Origin of the sequence: Chryseobacterium sp. X308 (genome assembly GCF_020733145.1) — a bacterium.
Lineage (GTDB): Bacteria > Bacteroidota > Bacteroidia > Flavobacteriales > Weeksellaceae > Chryseobacterium > Chryseobacterium cupriresistens.
Genome location: NZ_JAJFZH010000005.1, coordinates 84,984 through 104,397 on the forward strand (window position 1 = coordinate 84,984; position 19,414 = coordinate 104,397).

Here is a 19,414-nt window from a genome sequence, read left to right on the forward strand (position 1 = left end):
TTATGGTTAACTTTTTGGTAACCTTCGATTGTTTTGCTGTTATTAGGTAATACATTTGTCAAACAAAAATACCCAAAATGAAATTACAATTATGGCGCAATGCGACATTACTGCTTAATATTGACGGAATTTCTATCCTGATAGATCCGATGCTTGGTGACAAAGGTTTCAGAGGAAAAATGCCCATGACAGACAGTGAATTACTAAATCCTCTCGTAGACCTGCCTTTTGATAAAGAAGAATTAAAGAAAAAGCTGGAAAGAGTAGACGCAGTTGCTGTTACCCACCTTCATCCTGATCATTGGGATGCTGCTGCTATTGAACTCCTGGACAAGAATATTCCGGTCATCTGTTCCGATGTTATTTCAGGACAGATTGCAGAACAAGGCTTCACCAATATCATTGTTCTGAAGGATCATCTTCAATGGAATACTATTGAAATATCTAAAACCAAAGGCCGGCACGGAACCGGGGAAATCGGAGAGAAAATGGGAATAGTGAATGGTTTTGTCTTTAAAAAAGACAATAAATCCGTATACATCGCAGGAGACACGATCTGGTATGATGAAATTGCTGCAGAAATTGACAAACATCAGCCGCAGCACATCATTGTAGCGGGTGGAGCTGCTACTTTTTCCGTAGGAGATCCTATTATTATGACCAGTGAAGACATCGTAAAAGTATGTGAATCTGCTCCGGAATCCACTGTTTGGGTAACGCATCTGGAAGCCCTAAGCCACTGCAGGGAAGACAGAAAATTTATTCAGAAAAAGATCCTTGAAAACGGATTAGCGGGAAGATGCTTTATACTTGATGATGGTGAAGAGGTAAGCCTGAAATATCTATGAAACAAATAGGTTTTATGGCTTATTTTTTGAATATTCCCTGATAAATAATTGGTATGCTGTCAGTTTTTCTCTTAAATCTTGATTGGAAAGAATTATTATTGGGACACGAAGAATGGTCTTTTCTTTTAGAGATCATTCTTCGTACCATGATTATGTTTCTGGCTATTATTATCGGACTTAGAATTTTAGGAAAAAGAGGGGTAAAACAGCTCTCAATCTTTGAATTGGTAGTCATTATCGGCCTGGGATCAGCAGCAGGAGATCCTATGTTTAATAAGGATGTCGGAATTATTTCTTCCCTTATAGTTTTTATTGTTATTATTCTCCTGTATTCTATTGTGACCCATTTTATCGGAAAAAGTAAAAAATTTGAAAATCTGGTGGAAGGAAAGTCCATCTGCCTGATAGAAAATGGTGAATTCTCCATTAAAAACTTTCAAAAAGAAAATCTCGGGAGTGACGAATTCTTTGCAGAACTCAGGCTAAAAGGAGTTTCTCAGCTTGGCCAGATTGAAATGGCCATAGAAGAAATATCAGGAGAGATCAGCGTATTCTTTTTTGAAAATGAATCTGTAAGATACGGGCTTCCTATTATGCCAGACTCATTAAATAATCCGTTACAATATATTCATGAAGACAAACATTATTCTTGTATATTCTGTGGGTATACAGAGCATAAAAAAGCAGGTAATGCCGGAAGCTGCCCAAGATGCCAAAAAGAAGAATGGGTAGCGTCCAGCAATAAAAGAAGGGTGACCTGACCTTTAACTTTCCTAATCCTCAACACATTTATTTCTTGCCGCCTTCATTCCAAAATACAGCATCAGCAGTACGGCACAGCTTAACAGATAGAATGAACTGTTCCAGGAAATATCCCAATCATGCAGTTTTCCAAACAACGGAGGCCCGAATGCAGCAATCAGATAACCTACAGACTGTGCCATTCCTGATATTTTAACCGCATTGCTGCTGTTTTTCGTTCTCGTGGAAAAAAACAGGATCGACAGGCTGAAAGATAATCCATTTGATATTCCGATAATCACAGCATTCACATAAATCCACTGAGATTTCAGAAAGACAAACATCATGGTACTGATGAACATCATTGCACATATGAAAAGGATCATAAGTCTCTGATCTTTCATTTTACTGGCAATAATCGGACAGCAGAATGTCACAGGAATCATCGTAATCTGAATAACAAAGAAGACCCAGCCCGAGCTTTCTCCCTGCATATGAAAATCGGCAAGAAAGGAAGGAAGCCATGCTACCAGGCAATAATAAAATAAAGACTGCAATCCCATAAAAATACTGATATTCCATGCCTGGGCAGATTTGAACATATTAAAATCTGAAGTACTGAGTGCCGTTTTAGATGGAGCCGGATTTCTTTTGTTAAATATGAATTCCAATGATAGAACCAGGAAACCCAATGCGGCAATCACCAGCCAGATTCCCAGAGAACCTTTCCATCCCAATCCAGTCAGTTCTCCTATTTTCACGCTGAATCCGGAAGCTAAGGCTGCGATAAGATTCATCGATACAGCAAAAATTCCTGTCATAAGACCTATCTGCTTCGGAAAATTATTTTTAACGTATCCGGGAGTAACCACATTTCCAATGCATATTCCCAAACCAATAAATAGAGAACCCAAAAACAAAAGCCATAGAGATCCGGTGATTCGCAAAAATAATCCGAAGCTTAAAATAATCAGGGAATACATCAGAAGCTTACTGATTCCAAACTTATTGGAAAATCTGCTCACCAGTACGGAACAGGCGGCAAACATAAACAGGGGAATAGAAGTAAGCAGACTCACCTGAAAATTATTCAGTTTCAAAGCCTCCCTTACTTCTCCAAGTACAGGAGCAACCGCCACAATCGGCGAACGGAGATTGCTGGAAATAAGTATAACTACCAGAACATTAATAATTAATAAAACATACGAAGCATTCTTTTTTACTTCACTCTTCATCATAATAAAAACTTTTGTACAAAATTAGCACAGTAATTTTGTTTAATTTTGCCAAAGTTTTAACCTGAAACGACATGAATGCTAATGACAGTATAAAAATAGATGACCTCAAAAAACCATATTTTGTATGGTTTGAAGAAAACTGGATTCATGATAACGTACTTCATCACCACCAGAAAGGCCAGCTCGTATATGTGGAGAGCGGTTTTCAGTATATTACCATTGAAGAAAAAATCTATCTCCTTCCCCAGAATCATGCAGTATGGATACCTCCCAATGCTGTCCATAAAACCAATTCCCATTCTGAAAAAATCAAACTGATGATCATGTTTGCGGACATCAGCACCGAAGAAGCTTTTTATCATAAAGTGAACGTATTTTCTGTTCCGCCTGTTTTGAAGGAAATGATAAAATATGCAGAGAAATGGTCCAAGCTGATGACTTCGGATCATAATGAAAGCCTGTTCCTGAAAGCAATGTTCAACGAACTTCCACGGTTTGTAGAACATTCCCTGACTCTTCATATCAGTCTTCCTAAAGATAAACGCCTTGCTAAAGTCATAGAACATCTCCACAGTTGTTACCGAAATGAGATCAAAATGGAAGACCTGAGTGATACAGTTCTTCTGTCTTTCCGTACACTGGAACGTATTTTCAAAAAGGAAACAGGTCTTACCCTGAGCAAGTATCAGCAAATGCTTCGTATCATCAAAAGTCTGGAGCATTTGAGTTCCGGGAATCTTACGATTTCAGAGACAGCTTATGAAGTAGGATATAAAAGTGTCCAGGCTTATACCAGAAGTTTTCAGTCTGTGATGAAGTTCAGGCCAACTGATTTTATGAGAAACATTCAATAGGTTTTTAACCTTTATAATGACAGTTTGAATATATTAAAAAGGGGAATTATTAACAATATAAAACTTCTTGGTTTCCTTTAAATAAAAGCAGTGATCAGGCTCAAAAAAGGAAATATTTCACATTTTTATCATTTTTCCACTTCAACAGTCAATATTCAATTATGATATTGTTAAAAATAAAAAGGTCTCCACGAATGGAGACCTTAAAAAAACACAAATGATGAAAAAAAATTATTTCGATTCACAAATATAAACAAAAATCATGTTATGCAAAACATCATAAGGTTATTTTTTTTAAAAATTATTGATTTTATATAAAAATAGTTATTTCCTAAATCTTTCCTGATTTCTTTGAGATTCCGAAATTAGTAATATAAAAACCTATCCTAATAAATATAATTCGCCATCTGAAGAATTGTACGCATGTTTTTTAACCAAAATAAAGAAATAGCAAAAAGTGAATTATTATCAGAATACGACCTTGCCTAGCTAATATTCAAACAATTGTTTAACTATTTTTGTGATCCCGCTCATAAATTCTGTAAGTTTTTTGTGCTAATTTGCTCAAAAACGCCGTCATATGAGTCCAAAGATACTAAAGGGAGTTCCTGCACAAAAATCCGGAGGTTTCCATGATACGGAAAGCAGAAAAGTGTTTCAGCAGCATCTGATTCCGGAAAAATTTGAAATATTAAAAAAAAGATTTTTTTCAGTTAATCAATGGGAAAGCTACAGCGGGAAGGCGTTTGCGGCATTTAAACTGTATAATTTTAATGGTGATCCTGTCGACCGCGGACCTCTGATAGGAGATTTTATCCGGATTGATATTCCGGGGCCGGGAGAATCTGAAGCGAAAGGTTATGATTGGGTAGAAATAGCAGATATCTGTTTCTATGAGGATAGTTTTTCCGAAAGTATATCCATCACATGCAGGCCATCGATAGATCCTCAGAATAAGAAAAGCGTTCACATTGCTCATTTTTATAGTTCTGCAGCCACCTCAACGTTTATGATATCCAGAAATACCGATTATTTAAAAGCAGCTGTATACGGGCGAAATGAAAAACCTAACGGAAATGCCAAGTTTCTGGATGTTATCAGAAATTTTGCGATTGCTATAGGCGGAATGATGGGAATTGCAAAAATACAATGGAAACAGCTTACTGATAGTTTTCTGGATTTTGATTAAAACGGCTGTCCCTTTTTTGACTTAGATCAAAGTTTTGTGTTGACTGTTCGGAGACCTTTGCACCCGAATATTTTAAACAAAATTTATGAGTACAACATTAGAAAAAGGACAGACTATTAATTTCTATCAGGCAACCGCTCCTATTATCATTTCGGTATTGGGAGTTTATCTTACCATAGGAATTGCTTTGGGAGTAGTTCCCGGGTTTGTTCAGAACACTTTAGGTTTTGACAGTATTATTGTAGGTCTTGTCATCGGACTGCAATCATTGTCTACACTTTTAACCCGGGCCTATTCCGGAAAAATTACAGATACCAGAGGTGCCAAGAAAAGTAAAATGTCGGGAGTAATATTAGCCGTTGCTGCCGGGATTGTTTATGTAATGGCTGTATTATTTCAGGCGCATCCTTTGCTGGCCCTTTCCTTCCTTTTAATAGCAAGAATTATTCATGGGATTGGCGAAAGCTTCCTGGTTACCGGCGCATTAACCTGGGGAATAGGCCTCGCGGGACATTCCAGCTCAGGCAAAGTAATGACCTGGAATGGTATCGCGATGTATGCAGGAATTGCAATCGGAGCTCCGATAAGCATCTGGTTAAGTAAAGAATACAATATCCTGCCTGCTTTTCTTCTTATTGCCTTACTTCCGCTGGTAAGCTGGCTTTCTACAGCAAAACTTCCTTCTGTGGCCGTGGATAAAGATCATGTACGAACTCCTTTCTACAAAGTAATTGGTGCCATATCCGGTCAGGGACTCAGCCTTGCTTTTTCATCAATGGCATTTGGATGTATTGCTTCTTTTATTGCCTTGTTTTTCTCCCAAAAAAACTGGGGTGATGCTTCACTGCCCTTTATGGTTTTTGGAACATGTTATGTGCTGACCAGAATTTTCTTTGCTTCTTTTCCGGATAAATACGGTGGTTTTACAATAGCCTTAATCTCTCTGATTATCGAAGTGGCCGGACAAATGCTGATCTGGACCTCTGCATCCAAAACATTGGCCATTATCGGGTGTGGGATGACAGGTGCCGGATTTTCACTGGTTTTTCCGGCTTTGGGAGTTCTTGCCATTCAAAAAGTAAAACCGCAGATGAGAGGAACAGCATTAGGAGCCTATGTAGCATTTGTTGACCTTTCATTAGGTCTCGCAGGCCCCATTGCAGGATTAATTGCAGGCTGGTTTGATTACCAGACCGTTTATCTCTTCGGAGGCATCAGCTGTATAGTGTCTATCATTATTTTACTGTTTAATAAAAAATAAAAAATGGAAAATTCTATAATAATTCAGGCAGAAAAAACGAAAAAAATCCGTTCTGCATTTATCGTTAAAAACAAGCAATATCTTACGCCGCATCTTATCCGTGTAATATTTGATATTGATGATAGCCAGGCTGAATTGCTGTCTCATGTACGCTCCGGTTCTAATAATAAAATTTTTATCCCGGCTGAAGAGGGAAGTACTCCTCTTGTCAGAACCTACACCAACAGGAAGATTGATCTGGAAAACCGGGAATTAAGCATTGATTTTGTCGCCCATGGTGACAACGGACCAGCTTCTGCCTGGGCATTAAAAGCCAATCCTGGTAATGTATTGGAAGTAGGGATGAAAGAAAGTAACAGACCTTTAATTCCTGATGCGGATTTTTACCTGATTGTGGGAGATGCAACCGCACTGCCTGTTATTTGCGCCATCGCAGAACAGTTTCCATCCTATGTAAGAGCAAAAATAATATTGGAAGTGGCAGGTAAAGAGGATGAGCTTATGCTTTGTTCTGCAGCAGATATTTCGGTTGAATGGCTGTACAATCCTCATCCCGAGCAGGGAAGCAGGCTTGCCGAAGTGGTGAAATCTGTTCAGTTTCCATCAGGTGTATTGAAAGAATATGTTTACATCGCTGCAGAATATACTACTGTACATGAGCTTCGCACCTATTTTAAAACAAACCTGAAATGGGACACCCATGCCCTATACGCCTGTTCCTATTGGAGAGCAGGGCAACCGGAAGGAAAAACTGCTGAAAGCACTTAAGAAGCAGGAACAGCAATAAGTTTTTAACATATTTATTGCTACATTTGCGGTGACTGATTTAAATAAATGGAAGACGTATTAGTTTCATATATTAAAAGCAAAATATCAATAACAGATGAAGAATTGAAAGTTATTCTTTCTTATTTCAAACCTGTCAAATTAAAAAAGAACGAGCTTCTCGTTACCAATGTTCATTCTCCCAAAAAAACATTCTTTGTTGTAAAAGGTTGTTTACGGATATTTTACATTAATAAGGAAGGGCAGGATTCTACAAGATATTTTGCTTTTGAAAATCAGTTCGCTACAGCGCTTCATACCTTTATTACTTCGGAACCTTCTGATGAACTTCTTCAGGCAGTAGAAGATTCGGAGGTTTATTATATTACCCATCAGGATTTTTATCATTTATTGGACATTATCCCTCAATGGGAAAAATTTTACAGAATTTATATTGAAATTGCCTGTATTGCCAACACTAAAAGGCTGATGTCTTTTATGGTGCAGGATGCTCTTGAAAAATACAAACAGTTACTGGAAGAAAATCCGATTATTGTACGCCGGCTTTCCAACAAACTGGTGGCTTCCTATCTTAATATCTCACAGGAGACACTGAGCAGACTGAAGTCAAGGCTCTGATTTTTGTTTGATCAACCGAACATTTTTACGAAGAGTTATTATTTATTTAAACTGCTTTTAAACTGGCTAAAATTCTCAAAAAATTAATACTAAAGCCCATTCAGAAAAAATTTAAGCCCTATATTTGCACTCATGTTAAAATGGTTCTCTATATTATGTTCAATGATGTATGTGCTGGCTACTACCAATGCGGGGGAAGTACTTAAAGTGCCTATGTTTGTGGAACATTTCATGGAATACCACGGAAGTCTTTCAGAATTTGTAATGGAGCATTATGATAACCACAAAGAGGATTCAGACTGGGATACCGATCAGAAACTGCCGTTTATCAATCCACCTATCGTACTTACCGTACACGCACAGCTTCCGGAGCTTTCATTCGAAATAAAAAAGCCTAAGGAAATTACTGTTTCAAAGAAAAGCAGTATTTACAAGGAAAAAGACTTTTCCAACCAATACCTTTCTCAGATTTTCCAGCCACCGCGGCTTTCTTAATTGACTTCACATTAAAAATTAATGCTTTATGTTCTTACCTAAAGCAGTGAATTCTTGTTACATATCAATTAATTCGTAATGCATTGTATTAATGCTTAACCCTTACCTGAGAAGTTACAAACGTTTATTTTGATACTTTAAGTTTTGGTAGAATTTCAGCTTTTATAAAGCATTCCGGATTACCATTAATCGTTTTTCCATGTTAAATAAAATTATTGAGTTTTCTGTAAAGAATAAACTCATCATTGCTCTGCTTACAGTGGCTCTCCTCCTTTTTGGAGTTTATGAAACCACTAAACTTCCCATTGATGCCCAGCCGGACATCACCAATAATCAGGTTCAGATCATTACGACTGCTCCTTCATATGGTGCAGCAGATATAGAACGTCTGGTTACATTTCCAATTGAACAGGCTACCAGCAATATCAGCGGAATCACAGAATTGAGAAGCTTTTCACGCTTCGGACTGTCATTGGTGACGGTAGTTTTTGATGATAAGACTGACGTGTATTGGGCCCGACAGCAGGTTCAGGAGCGTTTACAACTTGTTCAGGACAATATTCCTGCCGGAATCGGTAAGCCGGAATTAGGTCCTATTTCAACCGGATTGGGAGAGATTTTCCAATATGTGGTAAGAGCCAAAAAGGGCTACGAAAATGTATATGATGAAACGGAGCTCAGAACGATCCAGGACTGGGTAGTCCGAAGACAGCTTTTGGGAACAAAAGGGGTAGCTGATGTCAGCAGCTTCGGAGGAAAACTGAAACAGTATGAGATTGCCATCAATCCTAATCAGTTACAGGCATTTAATATCAATATCAATGATGTTTTTGCAGCTCTCGAAAAAAACAATCAGAATACCGGAGGGGCTTATATTGAAAAGAAAGAAACCGTTCTGTTTATCCGCAGCGAAGGGCTGCTGGGAAGTACAGAAGATATTGGAAATATTCAGGTGGCAGAAACCAAAGAAGGTATTCCGGTACATATCAAAGATGTAGCGTCTGTCAAGATCGGTTATGCAACAAGGTATGGCGCCATGACCTATAATGATACAGGAGAAGTATCAGGAGCAATTGTCCTGATGCTGAAAGGAGAAAATGCCAATGTCGTGATCGGAAATATTAAACAAAGACTGGAAAAAATCCAGGAATCATTACCGGAAGGAGTCGTAATTGAGCCTTTTCTTGACCGTGCTAAAATGGTAAACAATACGATCAGCACTGTAAAAACAAACCTGATGGAAGGGGCTTTGATTGTGGTTTTTATTCTGGTTTTATTTCTGGGGAATTTCAGAGCTGGATTACTGGTAGCATCAGTTATTCCTTTGGCCATGCTTTTTGCCATTATTATGATGAATATTTTCGGGGTAGGAGGAAATCTGATGAGTCTCGGTGCGCTGGATTTCGGTCTTATTGTGGATGGAGCCGTTATTATTGTGGAAGCCGTACTGCATCAGCTTGCGCATAAGAAGCATTTTGGAAAAGATAATATGCTCAGCAAAAAAGAAATGGATGATCAGGTTTCAGGCTCTGCAACTAAAATGGTTAACAGTGCGGTTTTCGGACAGATCATCATCTTAATTGTATATCTTCCGATTTTTACCCTTCAGGGAATTGAGGGCAAAATGTTCAAGCCTATGGCTCAGACCGTTGCCTTTGCCCTGATCGGAGCATTTATACTTTCCCTGACTTATATTCCAATGATGAGCGCTCTGGTATTAAGCAGAAAGAAAAAAGAAAAAGAGACTATTTCAGACCGTGTGATGAGCAAGGTGGAAACCGGGCACCAGAGACTTCTGATGAAAGCGCTTAAATTCAGAAAAACTATCATCATTGGTGTATTAGTCCTGTTTGCCGGTGCTGTTGTTACCCTTTCCAGGATGGGTGGAGAATTCATTCCCTCTCTGGAAGAAGGTGATTTTGCCGTCGAAATGAGAATTCTTCAGGGAAGTAATATTAATGAAACCAAAAAAGCGACCACTCAGGCAGCGAATATCCTTTTAACACAGTTTCCAGAAGTACAAAAAGTGGTCATGAAAATTGGAAGTGCAGAAATTCCCACGGAACCGATGGCAATGGATTCCGGAGATATGATCATTGTTTTAAAGCCTAAAAAGGAATGGACCTCTGCAACATCATTTTCTGAGCTTTCTGACAAAATGAGCAAAGCATTAAGCGTTATTCCGGGACTGACAACCAGTTTTCAGTTTCCTGTACAGATGCGTTTCAATGAGCTGATGACCGGAGCAAGACAGGATGTGGTCTGCAAGATTTATGGTGAAGACCTGGACAGCCTTGCCACCTATGCAAAAAAGATGGGAAGCATCATCAACACCGTAAAAGGTGCCCAGGATCTTTATATTGAACCGGTAGTAGGCGCTCCGCAGGTTGTGATTGATTATAACCGTTCGGAACTGTCCCGGTATAATATTTCGGTGGCAGAAATCAACAGGGTGATCAATATGGCTTTTGCAGGGCAGACCGCAGGTGCTTTGTATGAAGGCGAGAAAAAGTTTGATATCGTTGTCCGAATGGATAATGAGCATAAAAAAGATATTACCAGCATTCAGAATCTTTTGGTTCCTACTTCTTCAGGAGAACAGATTCCCTTGTCACAATTGGCGAAAGTGGAACTTAGAAACAGTCCGAACCAGATTCAGAGGGAAGATACCAAAAGAAGGATTATTGTAGGTTTTAATGTAAGAGGAAGGGATGTTCAGAGTATTGTGGAAGAACTTCAGCAAAAAGCAGGTAAGGACCTGAAACTATCACCGGGATATACCATTTCTTATGGAGGTGCTTTTGAAAACTTAAATGAAGCCAAGGCCAGATTGGGAATCGCTGTTCCTATTTCGTTGGTGATGATTTTCCTGTTACTATTCTTTGCTTTCGGTTCAGTAAAACACAGTTTGTTAATCTATACTGCGATTCCATTATCTGCGATAGGAGGTGTGTACTTTCTGGCGTTGAGAGGAATGCCTTTCAGCATCAGCGCCGGGGTAGGATTTATTGCTTTATTTGGAGTTGCAGTACTTAATGGAATTGTTTTGATATCAGAATTTAACCGATTGAAAAAGAACGGAATAAACAACACCAGCAGAATTGTACTCATAGGCACAAAAATCAGGCTTCGCCCGGTCTTAATGACGGCTTTTGTGGCTTCTCTCGGATTCCTTCCCATGGCAATCAGCAACGGTGCAGGAGCAGAAGTACAGAGACCTTTGGCAACGGTGGTGATCGGAGGATTGATGCTTGCCACCCTTTTAACCTTGTTTGTCCTTCCAATTTTATACGTCCTGTTTGAACATATTAATAAAGATAAAATGAAATTCTCAAAAAAAACCAACTATAAAAAATTGTCTGTTTTCATATTGTTAATATCCTTTGGAACTTATCAGGCTCAGGAAAATATCACTTATGAACAGGCTTTGGAAAAAGCATACCAGCAGAATGGTACTCTTAAAAATTCAAAATTAGTCTCAGATTATCAGGAAAAACTGAAAGCCAGTTATCTGGATATTCCACAGACAGAAATTACCGGAGGATTTGGGCAAATTCAGGGAGAAGAAACCGATAATTCATTCGGGATCTCACAGAGATTCAGTTTTCCTACGGTGTATTCAAAAAGAAAACAAATGCTGGATGCCGAATGGTCTGCCAGTGTCATCAGTCAGAATCTTACTAAAACACAGCTTACCAAGGAAGTGACAGACGTTTTCTACAGGATACTGGTGCTTCAGGAAAAGAAAAAAGTGCTTGAATACATCAGCCAGCTTTACAATAATTTTGCAGACAAAGCAGGATTAAGATTAAAAAAGGGAGAAGCCAATATTCTGGAAGAATCCACCGCTGAAATCCAGAAAGAACAGATCAATGTACAGTTGAATACGTTAGAAAACGACCTGAATATTGCAAAGCTTCAGCTTCAGTTATTACTTCAGTCAGAGGTTCCGTACCAACCAGTTGCCGATCGCCCCACTGTGAATATCGGACTTCAGATTTCAGAAGAAATGGTAAAACAGCATCCTGAGCTTCAATATCTGCAGCAGCAGATTAAAGTAGGTGAGGCCGAAGTACAGCTTGAGAAAAGCAGATTGCTTCCGGATCTTCTTATAGGATACACCAATCAGAGTATGAAAAACATCAATAACAATCGTTTCAATTCAGTTCAGGTGGGCGTAGGAATTCCACTGTTCACCAAAGGACAGAGAGCTTTGGCAAAGGCAGCACAGGCAAAAATTGCCATCTCCGAAAATCAGTATCAGAGAAAAGAAATTGAGCTTAAAAACAGATTGAAACAACAGTTGAATAACTACATGAACCAACAACAGATCATCGAAAATTATGAACAAAAACAGCTTCCAAAGTCTGAAACTATTCTAAAAACGGCTCAGAAACAGATGGAAGTGGGGGAAATAGATTATCTGGATTGGGTCATACTGGTGAATCAGGCCGTAAAAACCAAAGCAGATTATATTGATCAGCTGGAAAAGCTTAATCAAACGGGAGCCGAACTTCAATTCCTAATTTCAAAATAATACATCATGCATTTCAAGAATATATCACTATACAGCCTTGCTTTCATCCTTACTTTATCTTCATGTTCCGGTAAAAAAGACGAAGAAAAAACAGTTTACGAAAACACCCAATTTTCCAAGAACGACAAAAATTCCGTTCATCTTACAGAAAAACAGATTCAGTCTGTAGGGTTAACAACAACCAGTATTCAGAACAGGAATATGGAAAAACTGGTGAAATTAAATGGAAAGGCAGAAATTGCACCATCTCACATCAGTTTGGTTTCCAGTATTATGGGTGGACATATCAAGTCTATCAATGTGATCAATGGAAGTCATTTCAGCAAAGGACAAGTGCTTGCAGTAGTAGAAGACCCTCAGTTTATACAATTACAGCAGGATTATCTGGTTACCAAAGCTCAGCTCGAAGCGGCAAGATTGAATTTCAACCGTCAGAAAGATTTGAATACAAGCAAAGCCAGCAGTGACAAAACCCTACAAACTGCCCAGGCAGAGTATTCTACTTTGAATGCTACCTTAAAAGGTCTTGAGGAAAAGCTGAGAATCATCGGAATCAATGCCAAAGGCCTGAGTACCGGAAATATCAGAAGTAAAATCAATATCTATGCTCCTTTTACAGGTTTTGTAAGCAAAATTCTGGTGAATAACGGGCAATATATCAACCCTGCAGATACTTTATTTGAGCTGATCAATCCGGCAGGGTTACTTTTAGAGTTGAAGGTTTTTGAAAATGATGTGAATGATGTAAAAGTGGGTCAGGAAATTTTGGTGTACAACAATCAGAATCCGGATGTGAAATCCAATGCAAAAATTGTCAGCGTAGTTCCCAGTATCGAAAACGGTGGTTCTGCAACCGCCATTGCCAGATTATCTTCTGTGAACAGGGAATTTGTAAAAGGCATGTATGTAAATGCTGAAGTCAATATCAGCGGCCGTTACACCCAGGGACTTCCCAACGAAGCGATCGTTTCTTTTGAAAACAAAAATTATGTTTTTGAAGACCTTGGAAAATCCAATTACAAAGTGATTCCAGTAGTGACCGGAATTTCTGACGATCAGTTTACGGAGATTGTAAAAGCCGATGCTTTAAAGGATAAGAAAATTGTGCAGAAAGGGGCTTACAGTCTTCTGATGATGCTTAAAAACAAAGCAGAATAAGTAAAGTGAAACCACAAAAGACACAAAAGCTTTTATTTTGTAAAACTTTAGCCCACTTAACTAAGCTGAAAAATAATGATGTAGAAAAATTTCACATAAGCGAAAATCAAAGATTTTCAAAAACTTAGGTGTACTTATTAAGCTTAAGCAAGGTTCTTATGAAAAGAAGTTAAGTGTCAAAAACTTTTGTGACTTTTGCGGTTAGAATAAAACAGACAAGAAGAAAAGATCAGTTATTCAGCTGATCTTTTTTATTTCAAACAATTTAAAAAAATGACATTTGACATGTTTTCAATAATTAAAATACTATTTAACGCATAATTCATTTTAAAATAATATTTTTAGGAAGTGAATAGTTGTAAAGGATTTTTAGATGAACAATAAAAAACTTTATCAAAACTTTATGACACAAAAACCTTTGCACAATTTCCATATTCCGGTAATGGGACTGGCTTATACCATAGACAGCCCGATTCGTGTTGCCCAGTATGGAATTTCTTCCGTCATCTCTATTATTGATGATGAAATCCTGGAAAAAATGAAGAACTTTTACAACAAAAAGTTCAATCTTGACTATTTCGGAATCTCAACAAAAACAGAAGATTACAGAGCAAAAAGAGTTACCGCTTATCTGGATATGGTAGATGATATCGTGAATGAAAAATTTGAATCTTTCAAACAGGAAATCAGCAAAAACAAGGAAGCTTTGAAGGAATTCATGGCTATGCTTCCGAATACATCAGACCTCAAAAACAGCCTTCAAAATCTTATCAATCAAAAAGATAACTGGAGTTCCAATATTAAAAACTTCATTGAATCGAATTTAAAACCGGGAAGTATTGATGTCAATATCATGACGAAAGTAGATAAAGACAACTATCAGAATAATGAACAGCTTCCTGTGATGTATAACGATGCTCATGCCTCACTGCGAGGATTTGCCAAAAGCAAATTATCATCATCAATGGTTCTTTCTGCAGGGATGAATCCCCGTTTGTATAGCTATATGGAGGAGTTTGATGATTTTTTCCCGGACGAAAACGGAAACATCAAAAAGAAAATTATCCTTAAAGTAAGCGATTTCCGTTCTGCAATGATTCAGGGGAACTTTCTGGCCAAAAAAGGATTATGGGTTTCCGAATACAGAATAGAATCCGGATTGAATTGCGGAGGTCACGCTTTTGCCACTGAAGGAATGCTTCTCGGGCCTATCATGGAAGAATTCAAGCAGAAAAAAAACGATCTGATACAATCAGCTCACGCCTTAATGACAGCTGCTTTGGAACAAAAAGGAAAGTATGTAGTTTCCGAACCTTTAGAAATGAAAATTACCGTTCAGGGTGGAGTAGGAACTGCTGAAGAACATGGGTTTTTATTGGCGAATTATAATGTGGACAGCGTAGGATGGGGTTCTCCGTTTTTGCTGGTACCCGAAGCAACATCGGTAGATGCAGAAACCAGAAATTTACTTTTACGGTCAAAAGAGCAGGATTTCTATCTGAGTAATATTTCGCCTTTAGGAGTGCCTTTCAATACAGTAAAAGGAACATCCAATGAACGATTAAAGTTTGAAAAAGAAGCAAAAGGTAAATACGGAAGCTCGTGTCCCAAAAAACTTCTGGCATTAAGCAAAGAATTTTCACCCGAAGGAACCTGTACCGCTTCCAGAAAATATCAGGATATCAAACTCAAAGAGCTGTACGACAATAAGGAAACCCTTACAGAAAAGGAATTTAATAAAAGAAAATCCGACATTACGAATAAAGCGTGTCTGTGTGTAGGACTTGTGAATGCTGCATACATGGAGCAGAATCTTGAAATCAAAGGGGAAAAGCAAGGCGTTGTCATATGTCCGGGACCGAATATTGCCTTTTTTGATAAGGAAGTTTCTCTTTCGGAAATGGTAAAACATATCTACGGAAACTCCAATATTCTTTCAGACAACCAACGTCCGAATATGTTTATTAATGAATTGAAAATGTATGTGGATTATCTGAGAAAGGAAATCACCGAATCCACTGCACAGATTACCCATTCGCAGACAAAAAAATGGAATGCTTTCAGGAAAAATGTTCTTGAGGGTATCGAATATTATCATGAGCTTTTTAAAGCATCACCATTCTTCAGCAACGGTTTGTCAACCATTCATCATCAGTTACAGGAATACAAACTTCAGCTTATCGCTATTGACATTCCTCAGGTTGAAAAATAACCGTATTTTTAATTGATAGATAATAAAAACAGCTTTTACATGGCTGTTTTTATTTTTTTTACTAATGAAATCACATGTATTTTTGTTAGAAGCGGCAAAGGCCTAAGAACATTTCAACTTTAATCAATGTAAGATTTTCAGAAAATGATATGTTAAGAGATTCTATAGATTTTTTGCAAAAAACATAAAAATAAGCAGTATTCAATTTTATCGAAGATAAAATTTTTGCGTCTTAAAGCAGTTAGCTTTAAATTATTTGCGCCTTTGCGCTTTTCCAACACATTCAATTAATCAAAAAAACTGGAAACATCAGCATTCCCATTTATAATAACTATGGCCGGAATGGTCATTTTGAATATTTTCCAGGCTTAATATTCCCTACCTTAGAGATCACTTAGTAAAATTATTTTTATGGAAAAAAGAAAAATCAAAAACACCGATTTAACGATTGCACCCATCAACTTAGGAGGAAATGTTTTTGGATGGACGCTGGACGAGAAACAGTCTTTTGATATACTGGACCGCTTTGCTGAAGCAGGATTCAATTTTATTGATACTGCAGATACCTATTCATGGTGGGTGAACGGAAAAGGCGGACAGTCTGAAGAGATCATCGGAAAGTGGATGAAAAGCCGTTCCAACCGTAATGATATCGTTCTGGCAACCAAAGTAGGTTCAGAAACAAAGGAACATGGCTATGATATCAGCAAAAAGCATATTTTACAGTCTGTAGATGAATCGCTGCAAAGACTTCAGACCGATCATATTGATCTTTATTATACGCACTTTGACGATAATATTACTCCCGTGGAAGAAACACTTTCTGCTTATGATGAGATCATTAAAGCTGGAAAAGTACGTTATATCGCGGCTTCCAACTTATCACCGGAACGTTTGAAGGCATCATTTGAAGCTGCAGAAAAGAATAACCTTCCTAAATATGTTGCGTTACAGCCTCATTACAATCTCATGGAAAGAGAGGGTTTTGAGCAAAATTATGCTCCTCTGGCAGAGCAGTTTGATTTAAGTGTCTTTCCTTATTGGTCTTTGGCAGCAGGTTTCTTAACCGGTAAATACCGTGATGAAGCAGATCTGGCAAAAAGTGCAAGAGGTGAAGGCGTAAGAAAATATTTAAATCCTAAAGGACTGGAAGTATTAAAAGCGCTGGATCAGGTAAGTGCAAAGCATCATACAACACAGGGGACAGTTTCTCTGGCATGGCTGTTATCCAATCCTCTGATTACAGCACCCATTGTAAGTGCTACCAGTGCTTCCCAGCTTGAAACGGTATTCAATGCACCAAAACTTGTTCTCGATCAGGAAGATATTGAGCTGCTTAATAGAGCGAGCAACTAATTTTTTCGACTTTCATTATAGATTAAAAATTAAATCCGTTCAGCAATGAACGGTTTTTTTTTGAGTAGACGATGATAACCACCCCGTCAAAAATTCAAAGAATTTTTGCCACCCTCGGGAGGAGGGGGAATTGAGGTTTCCGATTGTTATATTCTGTTATTACTATTAATCGGAATATTCTTTCAGAAGCTGTCTGTAGCTCATTAATATGGAAGATTTTGAGATAAAACCGATGAAATCATTATTCTCACTTACTACAGGGAGATTCCATACTCCCGTATCATCAAAGGTCTGGAGAATATCCAGGGGTTTATTTTCACGGTGAAGAACGGCAGGTGGAGCTTTCATGATCTGGGTAACCGTCTGGGACGTTTCAATTTCTTTGTTAAAAAGATAAGGCCTTATATCATCCAATGTCAGAACTCCTTTCAATTTTCTGTTCTCATCCACAACAGCGAAAATATTTTTATTACCGTTCTTTACCATTTCAAACAGTTCTGTAACAGAAGCATTTTCATTGATTGTCTGTGAATATTGATCAATAAAATCTTCAGTTCTTAAAGCGAACAGCAGGTTCTTGTCATGTTTATTCGTAAAAATTTTTCCTTCATCAGCCAGTGATTTTAATTCCGGAGAAATCGGGGAAAACCATTTGGCAATAAGATAAGATATAATGGATACAATCATGAGAGGAATAAATAAATCATACCCGAAGCTAGATTCAGCGATCAGGAAAATCGCAGTAAGAGGAGCATACAAAACACCGCTCATTGCTCCTGCCATTCCTACCAAAACGAGATTGGTCACCGGAACATCTGTAAACCCTAAATGCTGGCATACCAAGGCAAACAGATAGCCCAGAGTTCCGCCTGCAAAAAGAGACGGAGCAAAGTTACCGCCGTTTCCACCGCTAAAAATCGTAAACGAAGTGGCAAAAGCCTTTAAAAGTAATACCAGGACAAGAAATATGATAATGGTCCAGTCTCCGATCTCAAAATACCTGAAAAAACTGTTTTCAATAATGGAGTAGGTGTTTCCATTCGTAAAAGCTTTTACCGTTTCATAACCTTCCCCAAACAACGGTGGAAAAAGAACGCATAACAGGGAAAGTACGGCGCCTCCAAACATGGCTTTACGCATTCTCGAAAGCTGCAGTCCTTTTATAAAATGTTCTACTTTTTGAGAAATAATCACAAAATAACGGGCATATAATCCCGTAACAATCCCTAAAATAAGATAGTACGGAACATTTTTATAGTTGAAGGGATCTCTGGTATAAAACCTGAAAAGAACATCTTCCTGAAGTAAAATCCTTGATAAAAGACTTCCGCAAACCGCAGCTACAACCAACGGAATGAAATCCGTAAAAACCACTCCGGTTAAAAGAATTTCAAAGGCAAACATAATCCCTGCAATAGGAGCATTGAAAGCAGACGCAATCCCGGCAGTAGCTCCGGCAGCCAGTAACAACGTACGTTCTTTATAACTTAACCTGTAGGTTTGTGCATAGTTGGAACCGATAGCAGCTCCGGTAACGGCAATAGGGCTTTCCAATCCTGCAGAACCTCCCAATCCTACGGTAACAGCACTTTGTATTACCTGGGAATACATTTTAACAGAAGCCACAATACTGGAATTCTGTGCAATTTCGTATAAAATAGCCCCGATTCCTTTACGATCCTGACCTTTAAACAAGGTAAGAACAATCATCGTTGTCAGAACGATTCCTAAGAAAGGAAAAACAATATAGAATAAAATCTGATATTCAAAATGAACTTTATTGGTAATGAAATAATGAATATTGTGTACCAGCGTTTTCAGGATAACTCCCGCCAGACCCGCCGTGCAGCCTACCAGAATTCCGGAAAGAACAAGAAATTGGTTTCTGCTCAGTCTGTTGTTCAGCCAATGCAGAATAAGCTCATAACTGCGTGCTTTTTCCAGTCCGTATTTCTGGAAATCTCTTTTAAATTTAAGGAAACTGAGGTACTTTTTTTTGTTGTGAATTTTCACCGTCGAAATATTTTACACTATCATCAGATTGATACAGTTCTGTAAATTTATGAAATATATCACAAAAAATATAGTAAAGAGCCTTTTTCAAACTATAGCGATGACTGT

The 19,414-nt window shown here is 38.1% G+C and carries 14 protein-coding genes; 12 read left to right on the forward strand and 2 right to left on the reverse strand.

Annotation, left to right across the window (positions count from 1 at the left end; all coding sequences use genetic code 11):
* The first annotated feature begins 77 nt into the window (after positions 1-77).
* Both LIV57_RS07460 and LIV57_RS07465 read left to right on the forward strand, forming a co-directional pair.
* Positions 78-848 (forward strand): MBL fold metallo-hydrolase, encoded by a 771-nt coding sequence (locus tag LIV57_RS07460; RefSeq protein WP_227942115.1) that lies wholly within the window; start codon positions 78-80, stop codon positions 846-848.
* Between the two features lie 53 nt (positions 849-901).
* Entirely contained in the window at positions 902-1,609 is a 708-nt protein-coding gene (locus LIV57_RS07465; protein ID WP_227942116.1) for a DUF421 domain-containing protein, read from the forward strand.
* A 12-nt stretch (positions 1,610-1,621) separates the two neighbouring features.
* Here the strand turns inward: LIV57_RS07465 and LIV57_RS07470 are convergent, their stop codons facing one another.
* The gene (locus LIV57_RS07470) at positions 1,622-2,827 is read right to left on the reverse strand and encodes a CynX/NimT family MFS transporter (RefSeq protein WP_227942117.1); all 1,206 of its coding nucleotides are present in this window, start codon (positions 2,825-2,827) and stop codon (positions 1,622-1,624) included.
* Between the two features lie 71 nt (positions 2,828-2,898).
* Between LIV57_RS07470 and LIV57_RS07475 the strand changes: the two genes are divergently transcribed.
* From LIV57_RS07475 to LIV57_RS07520, 10 genes are all read left to right on the forward strand, one after another.
* Complete coding sequence (locus LIV57_RS07475) at positions 2,899-3,681, forward strand: AraC family transcriptional regulator (protein ID WP_227942118.1); 783 nt, start codon at positions 2,899-2,901, stop codon at positions 3,679-3,681.
* Between the two features lie 580 nt (positions 3,682-4,261).
* Complete coding sequence (locus LIV57_RS07480; protein WP_227942119.1) at positions 4,262-4,870, forward strand: hypothetical protein; 609 nt, start codon at positions 4,262-4,264, stop codon at positions 4,868-4,870.
* 85 nt (positions 4,871-4,955) lie between these two features.
* On the forward strand, positions 4,956-6,131 hold the full coding sequence (locus LIV57_RS07485) for an MFS transporter (RefSeq protein ID WP_227942120.1): 1,176 nt from the start codon (positions 4,956-4,958) through the stop codon (positions 6,129-6,131).
* Between the two features lie 3 nt (positions 6,132-6,134).
* The gene (locus tag LIV57_RS07490) at positions 6,135-6,899 is read left to right on the forward strand and encodes a siderophore-interacting protein (protein WP_227942121.1); all 765 of its coding nucleotides are present in this window, start codon (positions 6,135-6,137) and stop codon (positions 6,897-6,899) included.
* Positions 6,900-6,965: 66 nt separating this feature from the next.
* Positions 6,966-7,535 (forward strand): Crp/Fnr family transcriptional regulator, encoded by a 570-nt coding sequence (locus LIV57_RS07495; RefSeq protein ID WP_062669523.1) that lies wholly within the window; start codon positions 6,966-6,968, stop codon positions 7,533-7,535.
* A gap of 132 nt (positions 7,536-7,667) precedes the next feature.
* Entirely contained in the window at positions 7,668-8,030 is a 363-nt protein-coding gene (locus LIV57_RS07500) for a hypothetical protein (RefSeq protein WP_227942122.1), read from the forward strand.
* A gap of 199 nt (positions 8,031-8,229) precedes the next feature.
* Positions 8,230-12,567: a CusA/CzcA family heavy metal efflux RND transporter gene (locus tag LIV57_RS07505; protein WP_227942123.1), complete on the forward strand. Its 4,338-nt coding sequence runs from the start codon at positions 8,230-8,232 to the stop codon at positions 12,565-12,567.
* Positions 12,568-12,573: 6 nt separating this feature from the next.
* A complete protein-coding gene (locus LIV57_RS07510) occupies positions 12,574-13,725 on the forward strand; it encodes an efflux RND transporter periplasmic adaptor subunit (RefSeq protein ID WP_227942124.1) in 1,152 nt (383 codons plus the stop codon).
* 403 nt (positions 13,726-14,128) lie between these two features.
* Complete coding sequence (locus tag LIV57_RS07515; protein WP_227942258.1) at positions 14,129-15,937, forward strand: hypothetical protein; 1,809 nt, start codon at positions 14,129-14,131, stop codon at positions 15,935-15,937.
* Positions 15,938-16,348: 411 nt separating this feature from the next.
* A complete protein-coding gene (locus LIV57_RS07520) occupies positions 16,349-17,293 on the forward strand; it encodes an aldo/keto reductase (protein ID WP_227942125.1) in 945 nt (314 codons plus the stop codon).
* A 165-nt stretch (positions 17,294-17,458) separates the two neighbouring features.
* Here the strand turns inward: LIV57_RS07520 and LIV57_RS07525 are convergent, their stop codons facing one another.
* On the reverse strand, positions 17,459-19,306 hold the full coding sequence (locus tag LIV57_RS07525) for a chloride channel protein (protein WP_227942126.1): 1,848 nt from the start codon (positions 19,304-19,306) through the stop codon (positions 17,459-17,461).
* Positions 19,307-19,414: the final 108 nt, after the last annotated feature.

What these genes read in the sequence shown, in the direction of transcription:
- LIV57_RS07495 (WP_062669523.1), top strand. Translation starts at nt 6,966, where the DNA reads ATGGAAGACGTATTAGTTTCATATATTAAAAGCAAAATATCAATAACA.
- LIV57_RS07475 (WP_227942118.1), top strand. Translation starts at nt 2,899, where the DNA reads ATGAATGCTAATGACAGTATAAAAATAGATGACCTCAAAAAACCATAT.
- LIV57_RS07465 (WP_227942116.1), top strand. Translation starts at nt 902, where the DNA reads ATGCTGTCAGTTTTTCTCTTAAATCTTGATTGGAAAGAATTATTATTG.
- LIV57_RS07520 (WP_227942125.1), top strand. Translation starts at nt 16,349, where the DNA reads ATGGAAAAAAGAAAAATCAAAAACACCGATTTAACGATTGCACCCATC.
- LIV57_RS07505 (WP_227942123.1), top strand. Translation starts at nt 8,230, where the DNA reads ATGTTAAATAAAATTATTGAGTTTTCTGTAAAGAATAAACTCATCATT.
- LIV57_RS07515 (WP_227942258.1), top strand. Translation starts at nt 14,129, where the DNA reads ATGACACAAAAACCTTTGCACAATTTCCATATTCCGGTAATGGGACTG.
- LIV57_RS07510 (WP_227942124.1), top strand. Translation starts at nt 12,574, where the DNA reads ATGCATTTCAAGAATATATCACTATACAGCCTTGCTTTCATCCTTACT.
- LIV57_RS07500 (WP_227942122.1), top strand. Translation starts at nt 7,668, where the DNA reads ATGTTAAAATGGTTCTCTATATTATGTTCAATGATGTATGTGCTGGCT.
- LIV57_RS07480 (WP_227942119.1), top strand. Translation starts at nt 4,262, where the DNA reads ATGAGTCCAAAGATACTAAAGGGAGTTCCTGCACAAAAATCCGGAGGT.
- LIV57_RS07470 (WP_227942117.1), bottom strand. Translation starts at nt 2,827, where the DNA reads ATGATGAAGAGTGAAGTAAAAAAGAATGCTTCGTATGTTTTATTAATT.
- LIV57_RS07460 (WP_227942115.1), top strand. Translation starts at nt 78, where the DNA reads ATGAAATTACAATTATGGCGCAATGCGACATTACTGCTTAATATTGAC.
- LIV57_RS07490 (WP_227942121.1), top strand. Translation starts at nt 6,135, where the DNA reads ATGGAAAATTCTATAATAATTCAGGCAGAAAAAACGAAAAAAATCCGT.
- LIV57_RS07485 (WP_227942120.1), top strand. Translation starts at nt 4,956, where the DNA reads ATGAGTACAACATTAGAAAAAGGACAGACTATTAATTTCTATCAGGCA.